The sequence below is a fragment of the Kangiella japonica genome (genome assembly GCF_039523535.1).
Lineage (GTDB): Bacteria > Pseudomonadota > Gammaproteobacteria > Enterobacterales > Kangiellaceae > Kangiella > Kangiella japonica.
Genome location: NZ_BAAAFM010000008.1, coordinates 188,255 through 214,341 on the forward strand (window position 1 = coordinate 188,255; position 26,087 = coordinate 214,341).

The 26,087-nt window shown below is 43.1% G+C and carries 16 protein-coding genes; 8 read left to right on the forward strand and 8 right to left on the reverse strand.

Features of this window, described 5'->3' with window-relative positions; all coding sequences use genetic code 11:
- Positions 1 to 104: 104 nt before the first annotated feature.
- Entirely contained in the window at positions 105 to 683 is a 579-nt protein-coding gene (locus ABD128_RS10055) for a phosphoglycerate mutase (RefSeq protein WP_343989769.1), read from the reverse strand.
- Positions 684 to 805: 122 nt separating this feature from the next.
- On the opposite strand from ABD128_RS10055, the gene ABD128_RS10060 reads away from it, so the two are divergent.
- Together ABD128_RS10060 and ABD128_RS10065 are read left to right on the forward strand one after the other, a co-directional pair.
- Positions 806 to 1,699, forward strand: coding sequence for a hypothetical protein (locus tag ABD128_RS10060; RefSeq protein WP_343989771.1), 894 nt, complete (start codon positions 806 to 808; stop codon positions 1,697 to 1,699).
- Positions 1,696 to 3,855, forward strand: coding sequence for a diguanylate cyclase (locus tag ABD128_RS10065; protein WP_343989773.1), 2,160 nt, complete (start codon positions 1,696 to 1,698; stop codon positions 3,853 to 3,855). Before ABD128_RS10060 ends, ABD128_RS10065 begins: the two co-directional genes overlap by 4 nt.
- A gap of 37 nt (positions 3,856 to 3,892) precedes the next feature.
- Here ABD128_RS10065 and ligA read toward each other — a convergent pair whose 3' ends face one another.
- Genes ligA through smc form a run of 3 tightly spaced genes read right to left on the reverse strand, consistent with a single transcriptional unit; the run spans position 3,893 to position 10,510 of the window.
- A complete protein-coding gene (gene ligA / locus ABD128_RS10070) occupies positions 3,893 to 5,914 on the reverse strand; it encodes an NAD-dependent DNA ligase LigA (protein WP_343989775.1) in 2,022 nt (673 codons plus the stop codon).
- 24 nt (positions 5,915 to 5,938) lie between these two features.
- A complete protein-coding gene (gene zipA / locus ABD128_RS10075; protein WP_343989777.1) occupies positions 5,939 to 6,985 on the reverse strand; it encodes a cell division protein ZipA in 1,047 nt (348 codons plus the stop codon).
- A 27-nt stretch (positions 6,986 to 7,012) separates the two neighbouring features.
- Positions 7,013 to 10,510, reverse strand: a complete 3,498-nt coding sequence (gene smc, locus ABD128_RS10080) for a chromosome segregation protein SMC (protein WP_343989779.1) — start codon at positions 10,508 to 10,510, stop codon at positions 7,013 to 7,015.
- A 144-nt stretch (positions 10,511 to 10,654) separates the two neighbouring features.
- Between smc and cysZ the strand changes: the two genes are divergently transcribed.
- Entirely contained in the window at positions 10,655 to 11,434 is a 780-nt protein-coding gene (gene cysZ, locus ABD128_RS10085; RefSeq protein ID WP_343989781.1) for a sulfate transporter CysZ, read from the forward strand.
- A 77-nt stretch (positions 11,435 to 11,511) separates the two neighbouring features.
- Positions 11,512 to 12,789: a diguanylate cyclase gene (locus ABD128_RS10090; RefSeq protein WP_343989783.1), complete on the forward strand. Its 1,278-nt coding sequence runs from the start codon at positions 11,512 to 11,514 to the stop codon at positions 12,787 to 12,789.
- Here ABD128_RS10090 and hrpA read toward each other — a convergent pair.
- Positions 12,786 to 16,673 (reverse strand): ATP-dependent RNA helicase HrpA, encoded by a 3,888-nt coding sequence (gene hrpA, locus ABD128_RS10095; RefSeq protein WP_343989785.1) that lies wholly within the window; start codon positions 16,671 to 16,673, stop codon positions 12,786 to 12,788. The genes ABD128_RS10090 and hrpA overlap by 4 nt on opposite strands.
- Before the next feature lie 111 nt (positions 16,674 to 16,784).
- Positions 16,785 to 17,642 carry a hypothetical protein gene (locus tag ABD128_RS10100; protein WP_343989787.1) on the reverse strand — a complete coding sequence of 286 codons (858 nt, stop codon included), beginning with the start codon at positions 17,640 to 17,642 and terminating at the stop codon, positions 16,785 to 16,787.
- A 172-nt stretch (positions 17,643 to 17,814) separates the two neighbouring features.
- Here ABD128_RS10100 and ABD128_RS10105 point away from each other — a divergent pair, with 172 nt between their 5' ends.
- Positions 17,815 to 20,229, forward strand: a complete 2,415-nt coding sequence (locus ABD128_RS10105) for an acyl-CoA dehydrogenase (protein ID WP_343989789.1) — start codon at positions 17,815 to 17,817, stop codon at positions 20,227 to 20,229.
- Between the two features lie 727 nt (positions 20,230 to 20,956).
- Here the strand turns inward: ABD128_RS10105 and ABD128_RS10110 are convergent.
- Positions 20,957 to 21,601 (reverse strand): site-2 protease family protein, encoded by a 645-nt coding sequence (locus ABD128_RS10110; protein ID WP_343989791.1) that lies wholly within the window; start codon positions 21,599 to 21,601, stop codon positions 20,957 to 20,959.
- 139 nt (positions 21,602 to 21,740) lie between these two features.
- Here ABD128_RS10110 and ABD128_RS10115 point away from each other — a divergent pair, with 139 nt between their 5' ends.
- Both ABD128_RS10115 and ansA read left to right on the forward strand, forming a co-directional pair.
- Complete coding sequence (locus tag ABD128_RS10115) at positions 21,741 to 23,045, forward strand: amidohydrolase (RefSeq protein WP_343989793.1); 1,305 nt, start codon at positions 21,741 to 21,743, stop codon at positions 23,043 to 23,045.
- 119 nt (positions 23,046 to 23,164) lie between these two features.
- A complete protein-coding gene (gene ansA, locus ABD128_RS10120) occupies positions 23,165 to 24,178 on the forward strand; it encodes an asparaginase (RefSeq protein ID WP_343989795.1) in 1,014 nt (337 codons plus the stop codon).
- 89 nt (positions 24,179 to 24,267) lie between these two features.
- Here ansA and ABD128_RS10125 read toward each other — a convergent pair whose 3' ends face one another.
- On the reverse strand, positions 24,268 to 24,597 hold the full coding sequence (locus ABD128_RS10125; RefSeq protein WP_343989797.1) for a YeaC family protein: 330 nt from the start codon (positions 24,595 to 24,597) through the stop codon (positions 24,268 to 24,270).
- Between the two features lie 245 nt (positions 24,598 to 24,842).
- On the opposite strand from ABD128_RS10125, the gene ABD128_RS10130 reads away from it, so the two are divergent.
- Positions 24,843 to 26,048 carry a cyclic di-GMP phosphodiesterase gene (locus tag ABD128_RS10130; RefSeq protein WP_343989799.1) on the forward strand — a complete coding sequence of 402 codons (1,206 nt, stop codon included), beginning with the start codon at positions 24,843 to 24,845 and terminating at the stop codon, positions 26,046 to 26,048.
- Positions 26,049 to 26,087: the final 39 nt, after the last annotated feature.

The window sequence follows — 26,087 nt, forward strand, 5'->3', positions numbered from 1 at the left end:
AAAAAATCCCACGATTAGTCGTGGGATTTTTTTTACTAGAGATTTATAATCTGAGTAACTTATTACGTTTAGATCATCTAAAAAGTTAACTAAATAGTCGAGAGTTACTTCCTAAGCTGCATCTTGCTTTTACCTTTAGGATTTAATTGATACAACTGTTGATGCAACCTCTCGTTGTGGAACGTCACCCTGAAAACACTTCCATAATCGTTTTCGTCAAGACTAACGCTCGGTGAGTAACTTAAATTTTGTCCTGCATAGCTTACTGTAAAAGAGCCACCAAAAGCCGTCACTAGTTCTGGTACTGTGTTTGAATGACCAGCTATAACTACAGTTTCTCCGCAATGCTTATCTTTGACCGTCCTAACTAGCTGCTGCGGTTCGCTAGGATCATAAACACTTTTTTCGGCATCAATAAACTCTAGTGTTTCATAAGTTCTTTTATAGGGAGTATAGAACGCATGATTAATGTTATTAAACACCGATAACTCAGCCAATTTTTTAGCATTTACTTTTCCTAGCTGGCTTAAACCAGGGTCTTTAGTCCCATCGGTATCTTTCTCGAGGTGACGCAAGATAAAGACATCATAGTCTTTGCAACCATTAACCTCCCCCGCAGCTTGCGCCGAGGTATCGATTAAAGTCAAAGTAGCTGTGGCTATGATAGCCGTTAAAAAGCGCATAAGTTCTCCTTAGCAAATGTATGTGCTTGACACCCTATGCTAATCTATATGGCTAGACATTTACAATTACTATACTTTTTTGCGGTAAATCGTTATATTAACTGCAAAAAGAGGGAGTTACGATGCACGTTAGAGACTTACAAGCCGGAGATGTTCTCCTATTCTCCGCTGAAGAAGGTAGCTGGATTTCAAAAGCAATCACCTGGCTAACCGATGCCCCTGTCAGCCACGCGGCCATGACCTACCAAATCCCAACCAAGATGATAGAAGAAACACCGCCTGCTGTGCGTGTTGCAGAAGCCACTATGCGATTCCCCGGGCGAACGGTACACGTCATGCGCCTAAACAAACCCATTGATGATTTTAAGCCGGTGATGGATGTGGCTGCCCAGTATCTTAATGGAGAGGCGCCCTATGCCACTAACAACCTATATTTATTAGGGATTTTACTGCTTTATAAAAAGTTCACCCCGAGCGATACGGCACAAAAAATCATAATGCGAATCCTTAAGCGACTTACTGGAAGGCTGTTGAATGCGATCAATCAGCATAAGTATCCTGATAAGCATCCTATGGTTTGCTCACAATTTGTATTTGAATGCTATCAAGAAGCAGGCAAAGCATTTCAGTTAACGATAAGAAGTGGAAATCTACAAAGCGATAGCACTCGCACCAGCCTATTACATAAAGCTTTTAAGTATAAGCCCCAAACTAGCCAAATAGATTCACTAGAATCTGAGCAAGCTAGTGATGAAGAGCTCGCTAAAGAATTGTTTGAAGCAATGAATAACGAAACATTGCTCGCTACCGGCACAGTTGCGGATGAGTTACTGGAAGCCATTCATGACTTTGCAAAAGTGTTGCATGGAGTAAGTCAGCAGGTTGATCTCGATAAAGCCGATTCAAAACAAGGTATCGCTATACTTCAAGCTCAATCTTCAATGTTTGTTACACCTGGCGATTTGCTTCAGCATTGTCCAGAGTTACGACATATTGGAGACATTAAAATCAAATGATAGGCAGGCTACACTACGCAACAATAGCCATCAGCATTTTGTTGGTGGCTTTGCTTGTTGGTGTCTCAACAATTGTTGCTAACAAAAACTTCGCCCCTATTCATGCATCTTTCGACAGCTACAACTTAAACCATCACCACGGTCCTTTAAGTGGTTTACATAATATCAGTAACATTGAATCAGATGTTCTAGGTCGTGATAACAATAACTTGACCAATATTCTTTATAAACTACCGAAGAAAATCGATACTGACTTCCCTATACTTATTATTAATCCAGGTCATTTATCCCTAACAGCCTTATATGAACTTAATGGCCAAGAGTTATCATTAGTCAGTAAAAAGTTTCGTTTTGACTTTGAGAGCGCGCCTGAGTTTATGGCTTACCAGCATTCTTACGACCTGAATAGGGAGTCAAGTAACGAACGTTATCTGTTCGTAAGCCATAAGAGCAGTGTCGAGCCCATAGTTGAAATTTGGGATTACAAAACTTTCAACCGTGTCGATAACCAATATAACCAATTATTCACCGCAATTATCTTCGGCATACTTTTACTTATTTTAGTGAATGCTTTTTTCTATCTGATTATAAGACGCCGTGAATACTTGTTGTATATCTTTTATAACTCGACATTCCTAGTATTTCTAATGGGAACAACTGGCTACATTTACCAGTTTCCCGCAATATCCTTTCTGGCTGACAGCCGAAATACACAATTTTTGTTTTTGTGCTTGAGCATGTACGCTTTGTTCACTTTCACACAAGCATTCTTGTCCACCAAAAATTTAGCTCCCGTGGAACATAAGCTTCTTAATGGTTTCCGTGTAGCTATGCTGAGCTACTTGGTTATAGGTTTAGTGATCCACCCAGTTCCACAAATAGTGGTTAATGTGACCAATTCAACGTTAGTTTTAGCTTTTCCTTTATATATTTGGGTTGTTTTTAAACTTTTGCGAAAAGGTAATAGGCAGGCTTTCTTCTTTGCCCTAGCCTTCGCATTATTGACGACTTCGGGAGTTCTTAGGGTTCTTGCTATATTTGGGGTATTGCCACTTAACTTTATCACTGCATATGGTTTTTCAATTGCCTCGTTACTGGAAGCGACAATCTTCACGCTAGGCTTAGCAGATAGAGTGCTACAAATTAAGGCACAAAGAGATGATGCCCAAAAAGAGTCTCTCGAACGATCACAAGCCTACGAATTACAAAAAGAATTCTCGACACTTCTCAATAACATCAACCAAAAGCTCCATAAAACAAAAGCTCGAGATTATGAAGCTGTGGTCGTTAGAATCTTTTTAAAAGAGTTAGCTAAGAGAGTAAACTTTATTGGCGGTGCAGCTGTATATCAGATGGATACACGGCTATCACTTTACACAAGATCAGAACCTGAACGTCAAAAGTTCCAACAGTTAATCAATGACAGCTCACTTCAAATCAAACGAATTTGTGACTTGGATACTCCACAAAAGCTCCAATCTGAAGTTCTCTATGACAATATGTTCATCATACCGGTAACTATGCGAAGTCATGAGTGGAGCTGTATCATTTTAGAGGTTCATGACGAGTTTGAACCTACTGAATCTATGCTGGATTTTTTACAGCATTATGCAACAGAGCTTATTCGCTGCTTATTAAACGTCAAGAGTCTGCGTTTAATACAATCTAAAGCTGAGACTGATGGATTAACTCAACTACTAAACCGAAACGCAATTCTAGAGCGTCTAGAATTACAGTTTATGAAAGCCTTACGTAGCAATCATGAGCTATCTATTGCTTTTGTAGATGTTGATGATTTTAAAGAGATCAATGACACTTTTGGACATGAGGCGGGCGATCGCTGCTTGAGAAATTTAGCAAAACTGTTACTGGATGAACTACCGAGTAACAGTACCGTAGGTCGCTATGGTGGTGATGAATTCTTAATAGTACTGCCTGAGGTTAGCAAGTTAGAAGCTAAGCGTTACCTAGAAATCGTTAGTGCAAAAATAATACCCATGATCATAGAGAGTCAGAAATGCCAATACACAATTAGTATCGGAATTTCAGCTCTAAAGGACACTACAAAAGATAAACTACAAATGATTAGAGAAGCCGATAAGGCTCTATATGTCTCAAAAGAGCATGGAAAAAACCAAGTCAATCTTGCTACATAAAGAAAACCTGTTTTCGTTATAATAAGATCGTTTGTATTTAAGCCTCTAAGCTTTCCACAAAGCTAATATCAAGAACTTGAATTCCTAGTGATTCAGCTTTAGTTAGTTTACTGCCCGCCTTTTCGCCAGCAATTAAAGCTGTGGTTTTTTTAGAGACTGAGCCTGCAACCTTGGCCCCTAATGACTCAAGTTTGTCTTTAATTTCTGCTCGGCTAATACCTTCAAAGCTACCTGTTATGACATATGTTTTGTCTTTTAGTGGTAGCTCATCTTCAGACTTTGCTTCTATCTCTGGCCAGTTTACACCCAGTTCAATCAGCTCTTTGACTTGTTGCCTATTATCGGGGTTTTCGAAAAAAACTTTGACGTGCTGTGCGACAATAGGGCCTACATCAGAAACAGCTTCTAAATCTTGAATGTCTGCGTTCATTACCGCATCAATGGTGAAAAAATGATTGGCTAGGTTCTTAGCGGTTACTTCACCAACTTCACGAATACCAAGAGCGTATAAAAACTTGGGGAGTGTAGTCTTTTTGCTTATTTCTAAAGCTGTTAGAAGATTTTCTGCTGACTTCTCACCCATACGATCCAGCCCAGCAATTTGCTCCTTTGTTAGACGATAGAGATCGCTAATTGACTTGACGAAGCCCTTCTCCGTAAAAATCTCCACAAGTTTGTCACCCAAACCATCAATGTCCATAGCTTTGCGCGATGCAAAGTGCTTAATAGCTTCATTACGCTGAGACGAACAAACAAGCCCCCCTGTGCAGCGAATGACTGCTTCGCCTTCAGTGCGTTCAACAGCAGAGCCGCATACTGGGCATTCTTTTGGCATCTCGATTGCCTCAGCATTATCAGGGCGCCTATCTATAAGCACACTAACCACCTGAGGTATTACATCACCCGCACGACGAATAACCACCGAGTCTTTGACTTTCACACCAAGTCGAGCAATTTCATCCATATTGTGTAACGTCGCATTACTCACAGTAACCCCGCCGACCGAAACTGGCTCTAAGCGTGCTACTGGGGTTAAAGCGCCCGTGCGCCCTACTTGGAAATCTACACCTAACAATTGAGTAATTTCTTCTTGTGCTGGGAATTTGTGGGCAATTGCCCAACGTGGTGCTCTGGCGACAAATCCCAAGCGTTCCTGTAACTCTATGCTATTAACTTTATTGACGACTCCGTCAATTTCATACTCCAAAGAATCGCGCCGCTCAGCAATATCCTCGTAATATTCAAGACAGCCTGAGATACCCGTAACAACTTTAACCTCGCTGGACACTGGCAAGCCAAGTTCCATGATTTGCTCTAAGCGCTCATAATGTTTGTCTGCTAATTTAAAGTCATCAGAGACTAAGCCCATAGAATATGCATAAAATGATAAGTTTCGCTTCGCCGTTATTTGAGGATCGAGTTGTCTTAAACTGCCCGCAGCCGCGTTACGTGGATTAGCAAAAAGTTTAGCACCGCTTTTACGAGCTTCATCATTAATCGCCTCAAACGAACTTTTAAGCATAAAGACTTCACCGCGAACTTCTAAGCGTTGCGGCGGAGTATCCGTTCTAAGTTTAAGTGGAATGGAGCGAATAGTTCTGGCGTTTAAAGTAATATTCTCTCCCTGGGAACCATCCCCGCGAGTAGCAGCTCTAGTTAGTAAACCATTTTCATACAGCAAACTAATCGCAAGGCCATCGAGTTTTGGCTCGCAAACATATTCGATATCATTTGACTGAGCTAATCGCTCTTGCACGCGTCGATTAAAACTCCGCATTTCGTCAGAGTCCATGGCGTTGTCAAGCGACAACATCGGAAGCTCATGAACGACTTCGCCAAAGCCTGCATCAGGTTTTGCCCCTACCCGTTGAGTAGGCGAATCCTCGGTGATTAGGTCTGGGTTTTCATACTCTAGTTTCGATAACTCACGGTACAGTCGATCATACTCTGCATCAGGCACAGAAGGATCATCTAGTACATAGTATTGATAGTTATAATTATTAATAAGGGAGCGTAACCGCTCCAACTCTTGCACTAGGTTGTCGGCTTTATTAGTCATAATCGTAAGGTATTTTGAGGTGTTTTATTTTTGCAGTAGCTGCTTACGTTCAAACTCGCTAATTTGTTCACGATGATGCGACTCAATTTGTTTACTGAAGTTACTCTTTGTCGCATCTAGAACGTATCCACCTAATTCTTTGGTAATGCCTTGCGCAGTTTTTACCATCAAGTCATAAGCCTTCATCGGCTTTTTAGGGCCAGGCAATGTCATAAACAAGGCAAGCCCACGAGTTTCAAGCTCATCAATTTTCTTTAAATTAAAAATTCCTGGTTCCAACGCGTTGGCTAAACTAAATTGAACTGCGCCACGACCGTTTGCTTGTGCATGGCGATGGAAAATATCCATTTCACCATGGCGCATGCCCTGCTCAACCAGTGACTGAACCAGTTCTGGGCCTTTAAAAGGACGCTCTTGCTCCGCTACCACGAACAACGAGAATATTAATTCAGGCTCAGTCTCAATTGTAGGCTCTTCATCAACCACATCGTTTGGATCATCAAATAATGTTGTTTGCTGTGGCTGTGACACTTTTGGTTCTTTTTTAGTCTCTGAGATTTGAGCTTCTGACAGAATAGACTGATCTTTTTTTAAGCTCTCTTTGGTAAACTCAAACAAAGCATCATCGAGTACCGGAACTTCTGCCTCAGAAATAGTAGGCTCCAATAGCTCTTTGTCTGAATTGACAACAGAAGACTCGAGATCTTTATGAGGGACAGCGGTAGGTGTTTCATTTGAAGCACTAGTAGCCGTTTTATAACTTACTTCATCTGCAGTCTTTAGTGATGGTTCTGAGGCGTTTGATAGTGAACTGGAATCAACGACAGGTTCTGAAGCGGCCTCGTTAGAATCATTGTTATTAGACTTTTTGTCGTCACCAATAACTCGTACCTGCCCAACGCCATCATCATCAAAGCCTTTCATATCGCGGCTTTTTTCTAGTCGCTCCTGATAAAGCTCACGCTCTACTCTTTCGCGTCTGACTCTTGTTCGTCTTTTTGCATCAAAATAAATAAAGCCAATAATGACTAGGCTTACTAAAGCCAGCAAAATCGCCAGTTGCCACTCCATTAAATCACCTTTAACCAGATTTATTATTTAAGAAGCTGCTAAAGCCGCAGCTTCATCGACATCTACTGAGACCACACGAGAAACACCAGGTTCACTCATTGTAACCCCAAGCAAAGTTTCCGCCATTTCCATTGCAATTTTATTGTGAGTAATTGCAATAAACTGCAAGTGCTGGCTCATTTCTTTAACCAAATTCGCATAACGCCCAACGTTAGCATCATCGAGTGGAGCATCAACCTCATCCAGCATGCAGAATGGTGCAGGGTTTAGCTGGAAAATTGAGAAGACTAATGAAATTGCCGTTAATGCTTTTTCTCCACCTGATAATAGGTGAATTGTCGAGTTACGCTTACCAGGAGGACGTGCCATAACAGCTACACCAGTATCTAACAAGTTCTCTCCCGTTAACTCAAGATACGCATGACCACCACCAAATACTTTAGGGAATAGCTCCTGAACACCTTTGTTAACTTTGTCGAAAGTTTCTTTGAATCGTGTACGAGTTTCATGATCAATCTTACGGATGGCACTCTCTAAAGTTTCTAGAGCTTCCTCAAGATCATCGTTCTGTGCATCTAAGTAAACTTTCCGCTCTTCGGCTGCTTTAAACTCTTCAATAGCTGCTAAGTTAATCGCACCTAAGCGTTGAATGCGCCCTGTAACTTGCTCAATTTGTTCAAGCCAATCACTTTCCGAAGCATTTTCTGGTAGTGATTCTAATACTTCCTCAACCTCACGCTTGGCATCTTTTAAGATCTCCGCCTGCGTGTTTTGTCGGGTCTTTGCTTCCTGCCAATCCATTCGCAACTTTTCTAATCGTGAACGAACACCTTGTGCACCTTGCTCAGCTTCATGGCGCAATCGTTCCAGCTTGCGCATTTTTTCGTCAACTTCGCTTAGCTTATTACGTGCCTGCTTCATTTCCTCTTCGACCACTAGGCGTTTCTCTAGGGCCTCTTCAAGCTCCATCTGATACTCTTCAGTCGGATCACTATCGCTGCTTAAACGATTTTCAAGCTCGACCTTGCGTGATGTTAGCTCACCAATTTGAGAGTTAACGCGCTCAAACCCTGAACGAGTCGAGTTCACTTCAGCTTTTAAAGCACTCACTCTTATGGCTAACCTTTGCTCTACTTCTTTAGCTTCACGAGCCTGAGTACGGCGAGTTTCCAATTGTTGGCGACGCTCTTCACGCTCTGCCATTAACTGCTCACGCTTCTCGCTATCTTGCTCCATCGAATCAAGTAGTTGCTCAATAAGCTGACGACTTTTCGCTAAGGCTGCCTCATCATCATGAACCTGCTCAACGATATTTTGTTGCTCTCTTTTTAATCGCTCTAGACGCCCTTGCGTTTGCTCTAGCTTTGCTTGCTGAGAACCAACTTTGGCTCTAAGTTCACTATGCTTTTTATTCGCTTGAGCCAGCTGAGATTGTTTAGTCTGCCAGGTTTCTTCGTAATTACTTAACTGCTCAGAAAGTTGTTCTTTGGTTTCTTCCAGCTGCTCTAAAATAGCTTCCTGCTGCTCAATTTTGTGGTAAATATCTTTTAGTTCAGCTTCACGCTCTAAGATTCCAGCTTCATTATTACTAGCACGAGTGACTCTCAACCAATGCTTACCAAGCCAAACGCCATCTTTAGTAATGATTGACTCATGCTCAGCGAGGTCGTTGCGCTTTGATAAAGCTTCAGACAAGTCTTCGGCAACAAGAACGTGATTTAAAGTACCGTTTAAGGCTGAGGCACCTTTGACCTTATCGGATAAGCGACCTGATTCAGCGCCTGCACTTGATTCACCATCGACCAATAAAATTGAGCCAGAGGCCAACTCTGACAAACTACTGGCGTAACTCTCCGGGGAGTCCACAACAACGGCTTCTAGGTATTGTCCTAGAACAGTTTCAGCGGCAATTTCCCAACCAGCATCAACCTTCAAGTTTTGCGCTAAGCGAGCCTGACTATCAAGTCTATTCGACTCCAGCCATTTTACCGCCTGTTCGTTATCCGAGCCGAGAGCCGCACTTTGTAGTGCCTCTAAAGAGACTTTACGTGACTCTAAAACACGTAGCTCTTTACGCGTTTCTTCTAACTTTTGATTATGGGTGCGCTGTTCTTGGCGTGACTGATTGATTTTCTCAACGGCATCTTGGACATCATATTCAAGCCTCTCTGCCTGCTCTTCAGCGATGCCTAGTTCTTGCGCAACTTTGGTTAGTTCAGATTCCATTGAGCCAGACTGTTGCTGCCCCACTTCCTCTTTAATTTCTTCTAAACGTTTTTGGTGACGCGACAAATGCGACTCTAGATGCTGAATTCTAGTTTTTTCAACTTCAGCTTTTTGTGCGTTAGCGCTGGCTTGCTGGTTGAAAACATCCCAATCTTGCTGCCAAATGCGCATATCTTCTTCTAAGTCGGTGAGTTGCTGTTGCTGCTCTTCTACCTGCTCAGAGTTCATTTCGAGCTCAGGCTCTGCCTGTAAAAGCTCAGTCATCATCTCTTCGAGTTTAGACTCATCGAATTTTAATTGATCGCGAAGCTTATCTAAAGACGATTCAACCTGAGCCTTGTCTTCGAGTAATTGTGATTTCTGTTGACGCGAATGTTCGATAGCCTGCTCAAGTCTGGCAATATCAGCCGCAATTCCGTAAAAGCGCCCTTGAACTTCATTGTGCACGTCTGTTAATTCAACATGCAGTTCGCGAGACTTCTCAATTTCACTATCAGAATGACGTTGATCGGCAATTTTAGACTCGACCTCAGTCTCCATCTTCAAAATGGCTTCGTCCAACGCCTCAATTTTAATGTTGTATTGCTGCCAACGAATAGCAGCTAGCTGCGCTTTAAGCTCACGCTCTTCAGCTTTATATTCTTTATAGCGCTCGGCGGACGTCGCTTGGCGTTTCAAGTGAGACAGTTGTTTCCCTAGCTCTTCGCGTAAGTCGTTCAGGCGATCTAGGTTGTCTCGAGTATGACGAATTCGGTTTTCCGTTTCGCGGCGTCGTTCTTTATATTTTGAAATGCCGGCGGCTTCTTCGAGGAAAACACGTAGTTCATGAGGTTTTGACTCGATAAGTTTCGAGATCATGCCCTGTTCGATAATGGCATAACTTCTTGGGCCAAGGCCGGTACCAAGGAAAATGTCGGTAATATCTTTACGGCGACAACGGGTACCATTCAGGAAGTAACTGGATTGGGCTTCGCGATTAACCATCCGACGGACGGATATTTCATTATAGTTGGCGTACTCACCTTTAACCGTGCCATCTGTATTGTCAAATACCAACTCAATACTTGCCTGCCCGACAGGTTTACGCCCAGTAGAACCATTAAAAATCACGTCGGTCATAGCATCACCACGAAGGTTTTTTGCCGATGATTCCCCCATTACCCAGCGCACTGCATCAATCAAGTTAGACTTACCACAGCCGTTTGGGCCTACCACAGCAGTCATATTACTTGGGAACGATACGGTCGTTGGGTCAACGAATGATTTAAATCCTGCTAATTTTATTTGTTTTAATCGCATTTATTCTCTTACGTATTCTCTTATTTGTCTCTTAAATAGAGACTTCTGTAAGGGTCTGTAACAATTTTAGGGTTACCTTCTAAAGCGTTTAAGTGTAAATTATTTTGAATCATTTAGCACATAGTAAGTGTAAAAAATCATTTTATGGCACAAAATAGTTTCGAAGGTGCTCATTATTTAGCCAGCGGCTTCAGAATGTTGCTCCAAAAAGGCATCAAAAGATACGTTTTTATCCCTTTAGGCATTAATTTAATTCTGCTAACTATCGCATTGATTTACCTTGTAAATCAAATATCTTCGTGGGCTAGTTGGATAGAGAATACTATTACTAATTGGGGCGCTTGGGAATGGCTCGGCACAGCCCTTGCTTGGCTCGTGTGGCCACTGGTCATCATTGGCGCAGTTCTATTCATATTCTTTTTCTTCTCGATGATTGCGAACTGGATTGCTGCGCCCTTCAATGGCCTCTTAGCTGAAGCGGTCGAGCGAAAATTACATGCTGAACATGGCAATCAAGGTGCTCCCATTGAAGACCAGGGATTCAAAGACCTCATTAAGGACACGCCAAGACTGCTTAAACGCGAATGGACCAAGCTCAAATATTATATCCCCCGAGCATTGGTGTGCCTTTTAGTACTCTTTATACCAATTCTTGGTGCTATCGCCTTTCCCATCATTTGGTTCGTATTTAACGCCTGGATGATGTCAGTTCAATATATTGATTATCCGATGGATAACCACAAAATATCTTTCAACGATATGCTCAAAACCTTACAAACATCACGAAGTGGTACGCTCGGTTTTGGTAGTCTGGTGATGTTATGCACCATGGTTCCAATTCTAAACCTGTTGGTTATGCCTGCGGCTGTTTGTGGTGCTACCAAACTTTGGTATGAGAACTATCGCTCAACCTACATAAAATAAGACAGATTGCCTATTAATTGGACAGGGATTGTCTATAATCATTCTCGGCAGGAATATCCATACTGGAAAAGGAAGTAATGAAGAAAGTTATAGTTGTTGACGACAGTAAGTTTTTTTGCGCGATCGTAGAAAAGCAGATTATAGAGCACACGTCTTTTGGTGTTATTAGTTGTAGCACTCTTAAAGAAGCATCTACCCTATTGTCACACCTTGACCCTGAGACTATCCATGCTTGCTTAGTCAGTTATCGCTTGCGCGATGCGCTAAAAGGCGAAGCAGTAGAACTCTTCAGGAAGCAGGATATTCCAACGATTGTCTTAATCAGTGATATTACAGCCTCTCTACGTTCTCGCTTCTGGCGATTAAAGGTTGTCGACTATGTCATTAAAAACGATCGCTATGTGATCAATGAAATCGTCGAGACGCTCACTCGACTTGAGCGTAACCCTGACAATAAAATTGTTATCGTTGAAGATTCACGTACGTCAGCTAAGCTGTTACAAATTCTGCTACGAGTCCATAAATACGAAGTCCTCCATTTTACCAATCCCAAAGAAGCTTTTGAGTATGTAAAATATCACCCGGATGTGAAGATGGTCATCACCGACTATCAGATGCCGGGTATGGATGGTTGTGAGCTAACACGACGTTTACGTCGTATCTACAGCAAGCAAGAGCTTGCCATTTTAGGGATGTCTGGTGCTGGGCAAACTATTATGGCGGCTAACTTCCTTAAACACGGTGCTGATGATTTTATTATTAAGCAATCCTTTTTAGCCGAAGAGTTTTATCTTCGCATAAACTCTTACCTCGATAGTCTTAACACCTTCCAGAAACTTGCCACAGCAGCAAGCTTCGATTACTTAACCAATGTACCTAACCGTCGTCACTTCTTTGAAGTGGTCGAAGCAATGCACGAGTCAGCCTGGCGACATGAGACTGCTGTTACCTGTGCCATGATCGATATTGATAAGTTTAAAGCGGTTAATGATACTTATGGTCATTCCGTTGGTGATGCTGTATTACGAGAAGTGGCGCAAATTATAAAAACATCAATACGTAAGTCCGATGTGGTAGCGCGATTTGGCGGTGAAGAGTTCTGCCTTTACATGAATGGTATGTCCTCGAAGAATTCGATGGAATACTTTGATAACCTTAGAGAAAAAATAAGCGACGCAATAATAGATGCCGAAGATCATAAGCTACAGGTCACGGTTAGCATTGGCATCAGTTCAAGCATTAAGTACAACTTGAACGATATGATCGAAGATGCTGATAAAGCCTTATACCGAGCGAAAGAAACCGGCCGAAATCGAGTCATTGAAAGCAAAGAACCACTTAGAATGACTCGCTAGATATACTCACGGTTTAAGTTATCGATAAACTTTTGTAGCCTTTTACTCGATATTGGAAAGCGTGTCTTTTGGCCTTGTGCAAATAACGAAATTCGATATTCCTGCAACATCCAACCATACTCATCAACCTCGAACTGCGGAATTTTCTGGTTCTGCTCCAGCTCTTCTACTTGCTCTAACCAAGGTTGGTATTGCTGCATAATCTGCAAATCCTTGAGCGGATTATGTTGAATACGCTCCAGCCTAAGCTGTATGGCTTTTAAATAACGTGCATAGTCTCGAACATGTTCCGCCCCGAAACGATAACAAAAGCCTGGCTGAAACAGAAATTCGAGCTGCTGCTTAATGTCGACATAAGCAGCTGTGAAATTTTTTCCTAAAGCTTTGGCATCGGCCAAGCAGGCGTTCCGTTGTTTTAAAGTGCCAACAAGTTGATCTAAGATCTTGTTAGAGTCTGGCACAATGTTCTCTTGCACCTCTTTCAAAACACTATCATAGCCAGCTTTATCATAAGGAACCTTGCGAGATACATGGTCTTTTATCACTGACATCATGACATCGTTTATCAAATCCTCCGGCGAATATAACGAAGCGCAGGCAAGCATAAGTTGTTGTCGATTGTGGTACTTTTTCTGTAAATAACTAAAGGTTTTACTTTCGGACAAAGCCATTAAGCGACAAACGCCACGAATGTGTGTTTTCTCAGCTTGGCGCTGATTAACGACTGGTATGATTCTAACTTTATCTTTAGCATCCTCAATCGCGTTAAAAATAGGAATATCAGTCCCCGCTTCCTGCATAGTGCCTTTCTGGACAAATTCCTCTGGCCAAGAGGTATAAGTTACATTCTTAATATTTTTCGAGGGTTTCGTCTTAGCCTTTTCCACCTTACGAGGTTTAGCTTCTAAGCTTCGCGAGCTATACAGCAACTTTCCGGCATCATTAACTACTTCAAAGCGCATCAAAAAGTGCTCAGGAAGATTTAATTCAGACCATGCCTCTTGCGGTAAAATCACGCCCGTCATGGTGAATAAGTGTTTGGTGATAATATCCACCAAGCGCCCTTTGCTCTCTAAAACCTTTTCATAACAGGCTTTAGCGAAGGTTGGTACTGGCACAAAGTTTTTACGAAAGCGTTTTGGTAGTGAGCGAATTAAAAACTCTATTTTCTCTTCTAACAAGCCTGGAACTAAGCGCTCAAAATCCCCATCGCTAAACTGCCCAACAAGGGATTGCGGCAGGCGTACTGTGACGCCATCTTTTTCATGACCGGGTTCAAAGTGATACTTTAGTGGTAACTCCACACCCTTTGCTTTAATAAACTCTGGATAAAGTCCTTTGTCCTCTTCTTGTGCTTGTGGCAGTAAAACATCAGCCGAAAGACTAATGAGTGCATTGTGTTTTTTGGGATCTTTTTTGAGCCAATTATTGAGGCTTTTTACGCTATTAATGTGCTCTGGTAGCTTATTCTCAAACCATTGCGCGATAGTGGTTTCATCAGCCCATAGGTCTGCTTGACGAGCTTTAGCAACTTCCTGCTCAACCTCTTTCTTAACCTGTACATTATGTTTATGAAAAGGCTGTTTCGACTCAAAATCTTGTCGAACTAGCGCATGCAGGATAAATAATTCACGGCAAAGCTCAGGTTCAATAGCACTGTAATTAACAGTTCGATTGGTAACAATTTTCAGGCCAAGCAAGGTTTGCTGCATTTCAGCAACGACTGCGCCCCGATTCTTACTCCAGTGCGCATCATAATAGTGGGTTTTAATGAGGTGCTTAGCGATCTGCTCTAACCATTGAGGTTCGATAGCCGCCGTCATCCGCGCATAAGCTTGGGTCGTTTCCACAATCTCGAAAGTCACCAGCCAAGCTGGCTGTTTTTTAAAGTTGGTTGACTGTGGATGCACCATGAACTTACTTTGGCGCGTGCCTTGATAGCCTTTTTCTAAGTCTTTTTGGCCAATAAAGCTGAGCAAGCCACTGAGTAATACTTGATGCAGGTTTTGGTAAAACACTGGGTCTTCTTGCTCAAACTCCGCAGTCTGCCACTCTTTAGGCGTTAGCTTTTTGTGGGATTTTGTCTGTTGCATCAGGCTTTTTAGCTGACGATACGTACTTTTCCATTCACGATACGCATTAAAGTTAATTAGCTGTTCGCCACAATAACGGCGGAATTGACTATTGCTGAGCTCGGCCTGCTGCTCATGCAGGTGGTTCCACAAATTGATAATGGCGATAAAATCAGAAGTCTTATGCTTATACTTTGCGTGCCTTTGTTGAGCTAGCTCTTTTTTATCGAATGGCCACTCTCGTGGGTCTTTTACGGATAAAAATGCTGCTAAAACAAGCGCATAGCTTAAATAATTCTTTTCTTCACTTTCCAGCAAAATGCGAGCTAAACGTGGCTCAATCGGCAATCGCGCCATTTGTCGCCCAATATGAGTCAGCTCTTTATCTTTGCTGATGGCTTGCAGCTCATTCAGTAGGTTAAGACCATCGCTAACTTGCCTATCCGCCGGCGGATCAATAAACGGAAACGCTTCTATATCACCAAGCTTCAGTTGCTTCATCTGCAAGATTACCGCAGCTAAGTTTGTTCTTAAAATTTCTGCGTCGGTAAACTCTTTGCGCTCATTAAAATCTTCTTCGCTATAAAGTCGAATACAGATACCTTCAGCCACACGGCCACAACGACCTTTACGCTGGTTTGCGCTAGCTTGGGATATTTTTTCAATCGGTAAGCGCTGAATTTTACTGCGAACCGAGTAACGACTAATACGGGCCAAACCTGGGTCAATGACATAGCGAATCCCAGGTACGGTTAATGAAGTCTCGGCGACGTTAGTCGCAAGTACGATGCGCCGCTTTCCGCCAGAAGGTTTAAAAATACGCTCTTGCTCAGACATAGATAGCCGAGCATATAGTGGTAATACTTCGCAGTTCTTAAAAGCTTCTTTGCGCAGGTGTTTTGCGGTATCACGAATATCGGCCTCTCCTGGCAGGAATATCAAAATATCGCCTGGCCCATGCGCCATAATTTCTTCTACCGCATGACCAACATGATCAGTTTGTGGTAGCGGATTTTCTTCATCATTAGGTCGATACCAAACATCTACAGGATAAGTGCGGCCACTAATTTCCAGCACTGGTGCTGGTTTACCATTCGTTTTGAAGTGCTCGGAAAAACGTTCAACATCAATAGTCGCTGAAGTAATAATGATTTTAATGTCTGAGCGCTTTTCGATAAGCTGCCTTAGATAACCCAATAAAAAGTCGATATTGAGACTGCGCTCGTGAGCTTCATCGATAATGATGGCGTCGTACTGCAATAGTAACGGATCATGAATAATTTCATTCAATAAAACACCGTCAGTCATAACTTTTACAGGAGTGACGGCGTTGGTTTGATCATTAAAGCGAATGTTGTAACCAATGACCTGACCAATCTCACTCTTAAGCTCTTCAGCGATACGACGAGAAACGCTGGTGGCAGCCACACGTCGCGGCTGGGTATGACCGATACGCCCTCTTCGGCCCAAGCCTAGCTCAAGACAGATTTTAGGCAGCTGAGTTGTTTTACCCGAGCCCGTTTCGCCGGCGATGACCACGACTTGGTTCTCTTTAATGAGTTGTGCAACTTTTTCTCTGGATTGAGAGACGGGCAAGCCATCATCATACTCAATGTTTTTGGGGATAATGGCGTCGCGCTGGCGCACGAGTTTCGACGAATCATGCATTAGCTTACTAAGCTTTTCTTCGAGCTTAGTCGCTGGTAGCTGTTGTTGGGTGCGCTTTTTAATGGCTTTCTGAAGGTTTTTGATATTGGATAGATCGCTTAATAAGCAATCCTTCAGATCGATAGCCGAATTCTTTTCAGACATAATTCTCTTTAAATTTAACTCTCTTTGACAGAACTCTTTTCAAACAGAACTCTTAACAGACAAAACTCTTTCCAAAAATATAATAGATTGTATCTTTTAGAGTAATTATATTTAATTGTCAGGCGAATCCCAAAATTCTTTTACAGCCCTTAATTCACCCAAGTAGTCAGCAACGGGACGATAAAAGTCTTTATCTTCCCAGTAACCAGTATGGCAAGCTGGGTTCCAGGATGTTCTGGCGCTACCGACATTAATTTCTAAGTCTTCGCTAACCACTCGTTGGTATTCGTCGCTGATATTCTTCATAGGATAAGCGACTACATCGTCTTTGTCATAAAAATTTAGCCACTTCACACGATCAATTAGCGCAGGGTCAGTTTCGCTACCCACTTTATCGATAGGGCTCGGTAAGCGCTGAGTCAAACTGTCATAAATCGCTAAAGGGCTACCGCAGGTGATAATACCAGCCAAGGTTCTGAAACTCTCGAGATGACTCAACTGGCTAATCTTCTCATTACCTTTAGCTTGGTTGATGTCTTGAATGTAGTGCGACATGATAACTGAAGCGAAGGAATGCGCTAAAAGCACCACAGGGGTATTGTCTGGATCTACATGTCGATGTGAAGCCAGTTTTTTCATGCTTTCGGCGATTCGGTTATGGATAAGCTGATAAAGCCCCTGCTCGTCATGCCGGTTATAGGCCAAGCCCAAGCTCATGGAGTCTATAAACAACTGACGAAATGCCGTATAGGTCAGTTCTTTGCGATAATCGAGGCTATCCAGCAGGTCATCGTTGTCGTGCTGCAACAAATCGCCCCAATAGATTTCATGAAACAACAAGTCGTCTTCACGTCGATCATGCCCGTTTCCCTTTAAATAACGTTCAACAACACGGTGCTTGAACTCCGTTGAGTAATGCTTATTTTCTGAGCCAATCCCGTGGACGATCACCACTGCCAAACGTTTCATTCGCTAGTTACCCCATTAACCTTTATAAAACTTTGCCATAGTCTTATAAAACTTGTTTAACATCAAGTCTTTACATTCGCTTTAACACAATTAGCATATCCCTAAAAATTCACTTCAACTGGTACGAGCAGTTATGTTAGACTGAAAGAAGTTTAATATCCAAGAGGTTGCTATGTTAACTATAATATTACTTCTAACCTTGATGATAGCGCTCTATCATCGCGCAAGTCTAAAAATAACGAGCTTAATTCTAGCTGGTATTTTGGTGGCTTGGAGCCTATACGACGGTATCCCGTACGTACATTGGGCCATCTTCCTTATTATTTTCTTACCACTAAATCTAAGCCCTATTCGCCGAAAAGCGTCAGCTAAATTGCTTGATGTGTTCAAAGGTATCATGCCACGAATTTCTGATACGGAACAGGAAGCACTCGACGCTGGTACTGTGTGGTGGGAAGCTGAAGTTTTCGGTGGTAAACCGAACTGGAAACGTTTCCATAGCTTTGAGAAAGCTAAGCTGACTAAGGATGAGCAAGAATTCTTAGATGGCCCCGTTGAAGAACTGTGTAGCATGATTAACGACTGGCAGATCACGCACATTGATCGTGATTTACCGCCAGAAGTTTGGGAATACATTAAAAACAACGGTTTCTTCAGTTTCATTATCCCTAAAGAATACGGCGGACTAGGCTTCTCCTCTTATGCCCAGTCGCAAGTTCTAACCAAAATTAACTCGCTAAGCGCCACAGCAGGCAGTATCGTTTCAGTTCCTAACTCGTTAGGCCCTGCTGAACTTTTAATGCACTATGGTACGCAAGAACAATGCGACTATTACTTACCTCGGTTAGCCAAAGGTCAAGAAGTACCATGTTTCGCACTAACAGCACCAGAAGCTGGTTCAGATGCTGGCGGTATTCCTGATAAAGGTGTTATCTGCAAAGGTCAGTGGAATGGCGAAGAAGTTATTGGTATGAAACTGACTTGGGATAAGCGTTATATCACGCTAGCACCGGTTGCTTCCCTGCTTGGCTTAGCCTTTAAACTTTATGATCCTGAAGGTTTGCTTGGTGACAAAGAAGAGCTTGGCATTACTTGTGCCTTAATCCCAACAGATACTGACGGTGTCGAAATTGGTCATCGACACTATCCAATGAGCACGCCATTCCAAAACGGCCCGACTACCGGTAAAGATGTGTTTGTGCCTCTAGACTACATTATCGGTGGCCCTAAAAACGCAGGTCTTGGTTGGAGAATGCTGGTCGATTGCTTATCAGCAGGCCGCGCCATTTCATTGCCTTCAAGCGCAACCGGCGGCTCAAAAACGATTGCCTACACTACAGGCGCTTACGCTCGAATCCGTCGCCAATTCAACGTGCCTGTCGGTTACATGGAAGGTGTGATGGAAGCCTTAGCGCGAATTGCGGGTAAAACCTACCTTATCGACGCCGTTCGTACCTTCACAGCAGCCGGTATCGACAGTGGTGAAAAGCCATCAGTTGCCTCAGCGATTGTGAAATGTCACACCACAGGCATGGCGCGCGAAATCGCCTGCGATGGTGTTGATATTCATGGTGGTAAGGCCGTTATGATGGGGCCTAAGAACTACGCAGCACGAGCCTATCAAGGCGCGCCAATCTCGATCACGGTGGAAGGTGCTAACATCCTAACTCGTAGCTTAATTATCTACGGCCAAGGCTCAATTCGTTGCCACCCTTATGTTTTAAAAGAAATTCAAGCGACTCAAAACGAAAACCGTAAAGAAGCCGTTAAAGACTTCGACAAGGCCTTATTCGGTCACCTGGGTTTTGCCATGAGTAATAAAGTCCGTACCTTCTGGTTAGGATTAAGCGCCAGCTTACTAGTGAAGAAGCCACAATCTGACTTCACAGGTCGCTATTATCAGCGCATCACTCGCTTCTCAAGCGCCCTAGCCTTCTTGTCAGATGTCACCATGGGCGTGTTAGGTGGCGAACTTAAACGTCGCGAAATGATCTCTGGCCGTTTAGGTGACATGCTAAGTAACCTCTATATCGCAAGCTCTGTGTTGAAGTTCTACCACGACAAGGGCCGCCCTGAGCACGATAAAGAAATCGTTCAGTGGTCTTTAGAGCACTGCTTATACGAAACACAAATGGCGGCTGATGGCGTCTTAAAGAACTTCCCGATTGGCTGGTTAGGAAAAGTCCTAAGACTCGTCGTTTTCCCACTGGGATTACCGCTTTCGCCACCATCAGACAAGCTACAGCGTAAACTCGCGCGCCAGTTACAAGAACCAGGCGCTATGCGTGAAGAGCTCACTCACGGTGCTTACAAATCAGAGTCCGAATACAGCAACCTATGGAAAGTGGATAAAGCACTGCGCTTACAGCTTGAAATGGAGCCTATCGTCAAGAAATTCTCGAAAGCACTCGGCAAACGTGCAGGTAACCACCAAGTGGTTCCGTTCGCCAAGGAAGCACTCGAGGCTGGCCACATTACTCAAGACGAGTATCAGCTAGTTATCGATGCCGAAGAAGCACGCTTAGAGATTATCAACGTCGATGATTTCAGCCCTGAAGAAATGAAGCATCACGACTCACAGGTTTAATGTTTCAGTCATTGCGACGACTGCAAGGATGCAGGAGGTAGAGCAACGCAGGAGCAGTTGCCGAGACCACAAGGTAGTCGAGGCAATCTCTAGATAGCAAGTGATCGCCACAGTCGCTTCGCTCCTTCGCGAAGACGTGCAAACGCCGTTTACTGAAAAGTAAGCGGCTTTTTTTATTCGTTATTTCTTCTACCTCAGTTTTCGATTTTTATCGAGTTCCTTTTCTTAAATGGCTAAGAAAAGGAACCAAAAGAATGCCACCCCGTCGTTAGGCCTTTCAGGCTTCCTTCGTTAACAAAAGTTACTAACGCGCCGTCAAACTCAACATTCCCCTTCGGAGGATTCCATAAAGTCACCTATTCGTTTTGACTAAATTTAGCTGTCTCCCTAAAGGGATTTCCGCTGGTCACAGCAAAATTTGCGCTATAACTTTTTATCACTCAGCTAACTCCAAGGGGAAATAATGAACTTTCAAGCAACTTACTGCCCTTATATTGAGCTAGATTCATATCAAAATATAGCAATTAAAATCTGGATGATTTTAATAAGAGTTTTCAGCACAGGGAAGTGCTGTAAACTCTGGTGCGTTGAATATTTTGAGAGGAAGCTAGGAAGTCATGCTTGCATGACCTCAATATAGGGTGGTCTTCTCTTTGGTTACTTTCTCTTAACCACGTAAGAGAAAGTAACTCGCTGAAAGAGCGAAATACAATAGTGAAATGAAGTATCAAACAAAAAAATTAATCCACCCCGACATAGTCTGCGCGGCACTCCATAAGAAACTAAAAATTGGTACACCTAATATACTGAGCACAATTAAGGCCATGAAGAACATGGTGCCGTATTTGCCGTTTAGTTGGTGGTATTTATATTTTAACGACTTCGGTAATAACCACTCCATAACGTAGTGTCCGTCGAGAGGACCTATCGGTAATAAATTAAATAGCATCAGTAGGATGTTGATTAGGGCGAGGAACGTGAGTGAGGTTTGCGCGACTTGTGACTGTAGTGCGCCTATATCAAACACCCAGGCCGCAGCTTGTAAATTAACGGCTACTAAAGCGATAAGGAAGTTCATCAGTGGTCCCGCGGCTGCTACGGCGGCGCTCGCCCAGTTAGTTCTAAGCTTGCGGTGCGTTACGGGAACGGGCTTGGCATAACCGAAACCAATTAAAACAACGGCGATTAAGCCCACAGGATCGATGTGGTTGATGGGGTTTAGGTTTAATCGGCCCATTTTTTCGGCGGTGTCATCGCCAAGAAGTTTGGCGGAATATGCGTGGCCAAACTCGTGTAGCGTTAGCGAGAAGATAATAACAAAAAGTACAATCGCAAATATGGCGTATTGTCCGTTGTATAAAAGTGGAAGCATGCTAGCTCTCTATTAATTTTATGTGCACAGTGAGGATAGATGATTGCAATCTATGGCCTGTGACAATTTTTTGCAAGTGTGAACCAGTTTGCATTTTTTTAGCAAAGGCTGTAAAAGTAATAAAAAACGGAGAGCGACTATGAAGACCCTTATCTTTGGCTTATTAGCATTAGCAATAGCGCACCCTGTCAGTCAGGCAAATCCTCATAAACAAATACAGACTGGCGCAGCGGCAATCGAACACAAAGTTATCGAATGGCGTCGCCATTTGCATCAAAACCCAGAACTCGGTAATCGTGAGTTTAAAACTAGTCAGTATATCGCCGCACACCTTAAATCACTGGGCTTAGAAGTAAAAACAGGCGTTGCTCACACAGGCGTTGTCGCTGTGTTAAAAGGTGGCAAGCCAGGCCCAGTCGTTGCTCTTCGCGCCGATATGGATGCTCTACCGGTCAAAGAGCGTGTCGATTTACCCTTCGCTTCTACCGCAACTAGCGAATACATGGGTAAAGAAGTGCCGGTTATGCATGCTTGTGGTCACGATACTCATGTCGCCATATTGATGGGCGTGGCTGAAATCCTAACCAACATGAAGTCTGAGCTGCCTGGCACGGTTAAGTTTATATTCCAGCCTGCCGAGGAAGGCCCACCACCCGGTGAAGAAGGTGGCGCTGAGTTAATGGTGAAAGAAGGTGTACTCAAGAATCCTGACGTTGATGTGATATTTGGCTTACACATTGCAGCTGGCACAGACGTCGGCACTATTAATGTCCGCAAACGCGGCATTATGGCTAGCTCAGACGATTTCAAGATTACCATTCACGGCAAACAAGCTCATGGCTCGACACCTTGGGACTCGGTCGATCCTATCGTTACCGCTTCGCAAATCATTAACAGCCTACAAACCATTGTTAGTCGCCACATGCCTCTAACGCAACAGGCATCTGTCGTAACCGTTGGCTCTATTCATGGCGGCGTGCGCTCCAACATTATCCCCGAAAAAGTTGAAATGTTGGGCACCATCAGAACCTTAAGCGAATACGACCGTCAGCAGATCCATGAGTTAGTGCGCAAGAAAGCGACTTTAATTGGCGAGACTATGGGCGCTAAAGTCGAAGTGGACTTACCCTTTTCTTCCGCATACCCCGTGACTTATAACGATCCTGAGCTGACGGATAAGATGCTACCAACGCTTGAAGCTGTAGCTGGCGCTGAAAATGTGCAAATCATTGATCCAATTACAGGCGCTGAGGATTTCTCTTTTTACGCGCAGAAAGTCCCTGGAATATTCTTTTTCCTTGGCGGGAAACCCAAAGACTTGCCAGCCACTAAAGCGGCGCCACACCACACACCAGACTTTTTTATTGATGAATCCGGTATGAAATTAGGTGTGGAAGCTTTGTCACAACTCGCTATCGATTATATGCAAGCCAACGCTCGATAATCAGAAAAAAGGCAAACACAAAAGGGGCATACATCAAAGTTATGCCCTTTTTATCTTTCCTGCTTACCGCTATACTCCCCACCAGATATTTTCGTTAATTAATGATTGGTATGTAAGACATGGCAAAAAAGAAGGTCTATATCGCTTATACCGGTGGCACCATTGGTATGAAGCCTAGTGCTAAAGGGTTTGTGCCTCAAAAAGGCTTTCTCGGAGCGACGCTACAAAGCTTCCCTGAATTCCAGCACCCTGATATGCCGGAGATTACCATTCACGATTACGCAGAGCCTATCGACTCGGCCAATATGTCGCCGGAAGACTGGCACAAAATTGCTGAGGATATCGAGCGTAATTATGAGCAATACGATGGCTTTGTGGTGCTGCATGGTACAGACACCATGGCCTACACCGCATCAGCACTATCATTCATGCTTGAAGGGTTACAAAAGCCGGTTATATTCACAGGCTCGCAGATTCCTTTAACTCAGTTAAGAACGGATGCGCGGGACAACATCATTAATGCCATGTACCTGGCCGCAAACTACCCTATTCCTGAAGTCAGCTTGTTTTTCCACGATCATTTACACCGTGGGAATCGCACAAGAAAAACGGATGCGGATGGTTTTGCTGCTTTTAGTTCACCAAACATGCCGCCGTTAGCCAGCATCGGCAGCACCATTAAAGTTCGCGACCATTTGTTGTGGCAGCACAAAAGCAAAGAACTGACAGTCAGGCGCTTTGCATCGCCAAAAATCGCTATACTGACCCTTTTCCCAGGAATTTCTGATGAATTAGTACGTGACTTTTTAGCTCAGGACTTAGACGGAGTGGTCTTGCAAAGCTTTGGTTCCGGTAATGCACCAGTCAACAATAAACCACTAATGCAAGCCATAGAGAATGCCACAAGCCAAGGAATGGTTATCGTCAACTGTACACAGTGTTTGAAGGGGTCGGTAAATATGAGTACCTATGAAACTGGGCGGGTACTCATGGATGCAGGGGTTACTTCAGGGTTTGATATGACCACAGAAGCGGCATTGGCAAAGCTTTATTACCTTTTCAGCCGTGGGATTGATGTGGATACAATTCGTGATTATATAGTTGTTAGTTTGCGTGGAGAGCTGACTAATTAAGGCTATTAAACTAGTATCCGTCTATTGAAACTTTAAAAGGCGAAACGATAAAGTGACGCCTTTTTTATTTCTCAGTGAAGTTTATCTTATTAATGTTTGTTTGTGTTCGGAATGATTAAATTCGGGTCCACAAAAAAAGACTCTGCTGATTCGCGCTCATTCGAAGATTGACCTGGGTACTCGGCTCTCATTTTCTTCCCAGTAACCATATTTCCTTCTTTAGTCACCGTAAAAGGCTCTTCCTCATCATCACATGAATTCTTCGCTTTATAGAGCATAATCGCCTGCATGCAGGTTTCTTTTTGCTGCTCGGTCAGCTTGCTACCATCAGGCCACTTCCCAGTTTCAACAGCATTGGTGAAACGATCGATCATGTCAGGAGTTAAAGTATCTACAAGTCTTGAAAAGTCCATAGTCATAAAAACAATTAAAGCGAGATTGGCGCAATTATGCAGAATTTACAGCCAATTTGCCAGTATCCTTCCAAGTATTCATTTTTATCGAAAAAATACTAGAAGAATCCTCGTCCAACCCTCGTCAAATAAAGCATGAGCCGTAATAAGCAAGCTATTGATTCACATAAGGTTTGTGATATAGTTAACAATAATTACTGCAAAAAAATTGCAGTGTGGGGAAGCTACAACCACCATATAACGAGCTATCCATGGCATTAATCAAGGCCAAAGTGCCTACTGAATCTATTGATATCGGTATGTTTGTCGTTGAACTCGACAGGCCGTGGACAGATGTTCCTATAGCCTTCCAGAAATTTCAAATTACCACGGAACGAGAACTTAAAATCCTTCAAGAGTACTGCAAGTACGTCTATATTGAGATTGATGCTTTCCTGTGGGAAAAGAAAAAACAAGAACTTTCCGAATACACTTCAAGTAGTACCTTACCTGAAAATACTCCAATACATCACGAGCTACCACGCGCCTTCTCTACCTTTCAAGCTGCGAGAGAATTCGCCATCGAGCTATTCGAATCGGCAAAACTTGGGCTTACAGTAGATATTAAACATAGCAAGAGCGTTGTGAACAGCTGTATGATCAGCATCCTTTCTAACGCAAATGCCCTCTTCTGGCTCACTAGAATTAAAGATAGGACGCAACACACCGCGGAGCATAGCTTGCGCGTTTCTGTGTTAGCGATTGCATTCGGAAAATATCTTGGTTTTAAAAAAGCAGAACTGGAGTTATTAGGACTTTGTGGGTTGCTCCATGACTTAGGTCAGACACAAATCCCTAATGATATCGTCAATAAACCAGGTCCATTGAATGAAGCCGAGTATCGAGTGATGCAAAAGCACACCATACTCGGACACGAGCTAGTCATTCATGATAGCGAGATTCACGCAGCCATTAAGGATGTGATTAAAAATCATCATATCCACGTTAATGGCAATGGTTATCCAAAAAGCCAGGTGCAGACTCCTTTAAGCCAATATTGCAAAATCATCAGTATCATTGACGCCTATGATGCTATGACCAGTGAAAGCCCATACAAGCTAAGCAAATCACCACGAGAAGCGTTAAAAATTCTTTTCGACCAAAGAGACAAGCAGTTTGATGGGGCACTAGTCGAAAAGTTTATCAAAATGTTGGGCATCTATCCCCCTGGTAGTTTAGTGCGCATGACTAATGGTGAAATTGGCATCGTCACTTCAACTCATCGCCAACATAAGTTGCTGCCAAAGGTAGAACTGGTACAAAATAAGGATGGTAAACTCAAGCGCTCAATCATTATTGATTTGCGTAAACAGCCGAAAGATGCCGAGGGTAATATTTATAAAATTGCGGTTTCTCTTCCTGATGGCGCTATGGGTTTTGATATGCGCCAATACATCCAAACCACCCACCAGTGCTAACTTATCGCAAGATTATAACTGTTTGCTTCAGACATAACT

Bases quoted from the DNA above. Each gene is read 5' to 3' on its own strand.
- ABD128_RS10110 (WP_343989791.1), bottom strand. From the start codon at position 21,601: ATGCTTCCACTTTTATACAACGGACAATACGCCATATTTGCGATTGTA.
- ABD128_RS10125 (WP_343989797.1), bottom strand. From the start codon at position 24,597: ATGACTATGGACTTTTCAAGACTTGTAGATACTTTAACTCCTGACATG.
- ABD128_RS10065 (WP_343989773.1), top strand. From the start codon at position 1,696: ATGATAGGCAGGCTACACTACGCAACAATAGCCATCAGCATTTTGTTG.
- ansA (WP_343989795.1), top strand. From the start codon at position 23,165: ATGGCAAAAAAGAAGGTCTATATCGCTTATACCGGTGGCACCATTGGT.
- hrpA (WP_343989785.1), bottom strand. From the start codon at position 16,673: ATGTCTGAAAAGAATTCGGCTATCGATCTGAAGGATTGCTTATTAAGC.
- ABD128_RS10100 (WP_343989787.1), bottom strand. From the start codon at position 17,642: ATGAAACGTTTGGCAGTGGTGATCGTCCACGGGATTGGCTCAGAAAAT.
- ABD128_RS10105 (WP_343989789.1), top strand. From the start codon at position 17,815: ATGTTAACTATAATATTACTTCTAACCTTGATGATAGCGCTCTATCAT.
- ABD128_RS10060 (WP_343989771.1), top strand. From the start codon at position 806: ATGCACGTTAGAGACTTACAAGCCGGAGATGTTCTCCTATTCTCCGCT.
- ABD128_RS10055 (WP_343989769.1), bottom strand. From the start codon at position 683: ATGCGCTTTTTAACGGCTATCATAGCCACAGCTACTTTGACTTTAATC.
- zipA (WP_343989777.1), bottom strand. From the start codon at position 6,985: ATGGAGTGGCAACTGGCGATTTTGCTGGCTTTAGTAAGCCTAGTCATT.
- ligA (WP_343989775.1), bottom strand. From the start codon at position 5,914: ATGACTAATAAAGCCGACAACCTAGTGCAAGAGTTGGAGCGGTTACGC.
- smc (WP_343989779.1), bottom strand. From the start codon at position 10,510: ATGCGATTAAAACAAATAAAATTAGCAGGATTTAAATCATTCGTTGAC.
- ABD128_RS10130 (WP_343989799.1), top strand. From the start codon at position 24,843: ATGGCATTAATCAAGGCCAAAGTGCCTACTGAATCTATTGATATCGGT.
- ABD128_RS10115 (WP_343989793.1), top strand. From the start codon at position 21,741: ATGAAGACCCTTATCTTTGGCTTATTAGCATTAGCAATAGCGCACCCT.
- cysZ (WP_343989781.1), top strand. From the start codon at position 10,655: ATGGCACAAAATAGTTTCGAAGGTGCTCATTATTTAGCCAGCGGCTTC.
- ABD128_RS10090 (WP_343989783.1), top strand. From the start codon at position 11,512: ATGAAGAAAGTTATAGTTGTTGACGACAGTAAGTTTTTTTGCGCGATC.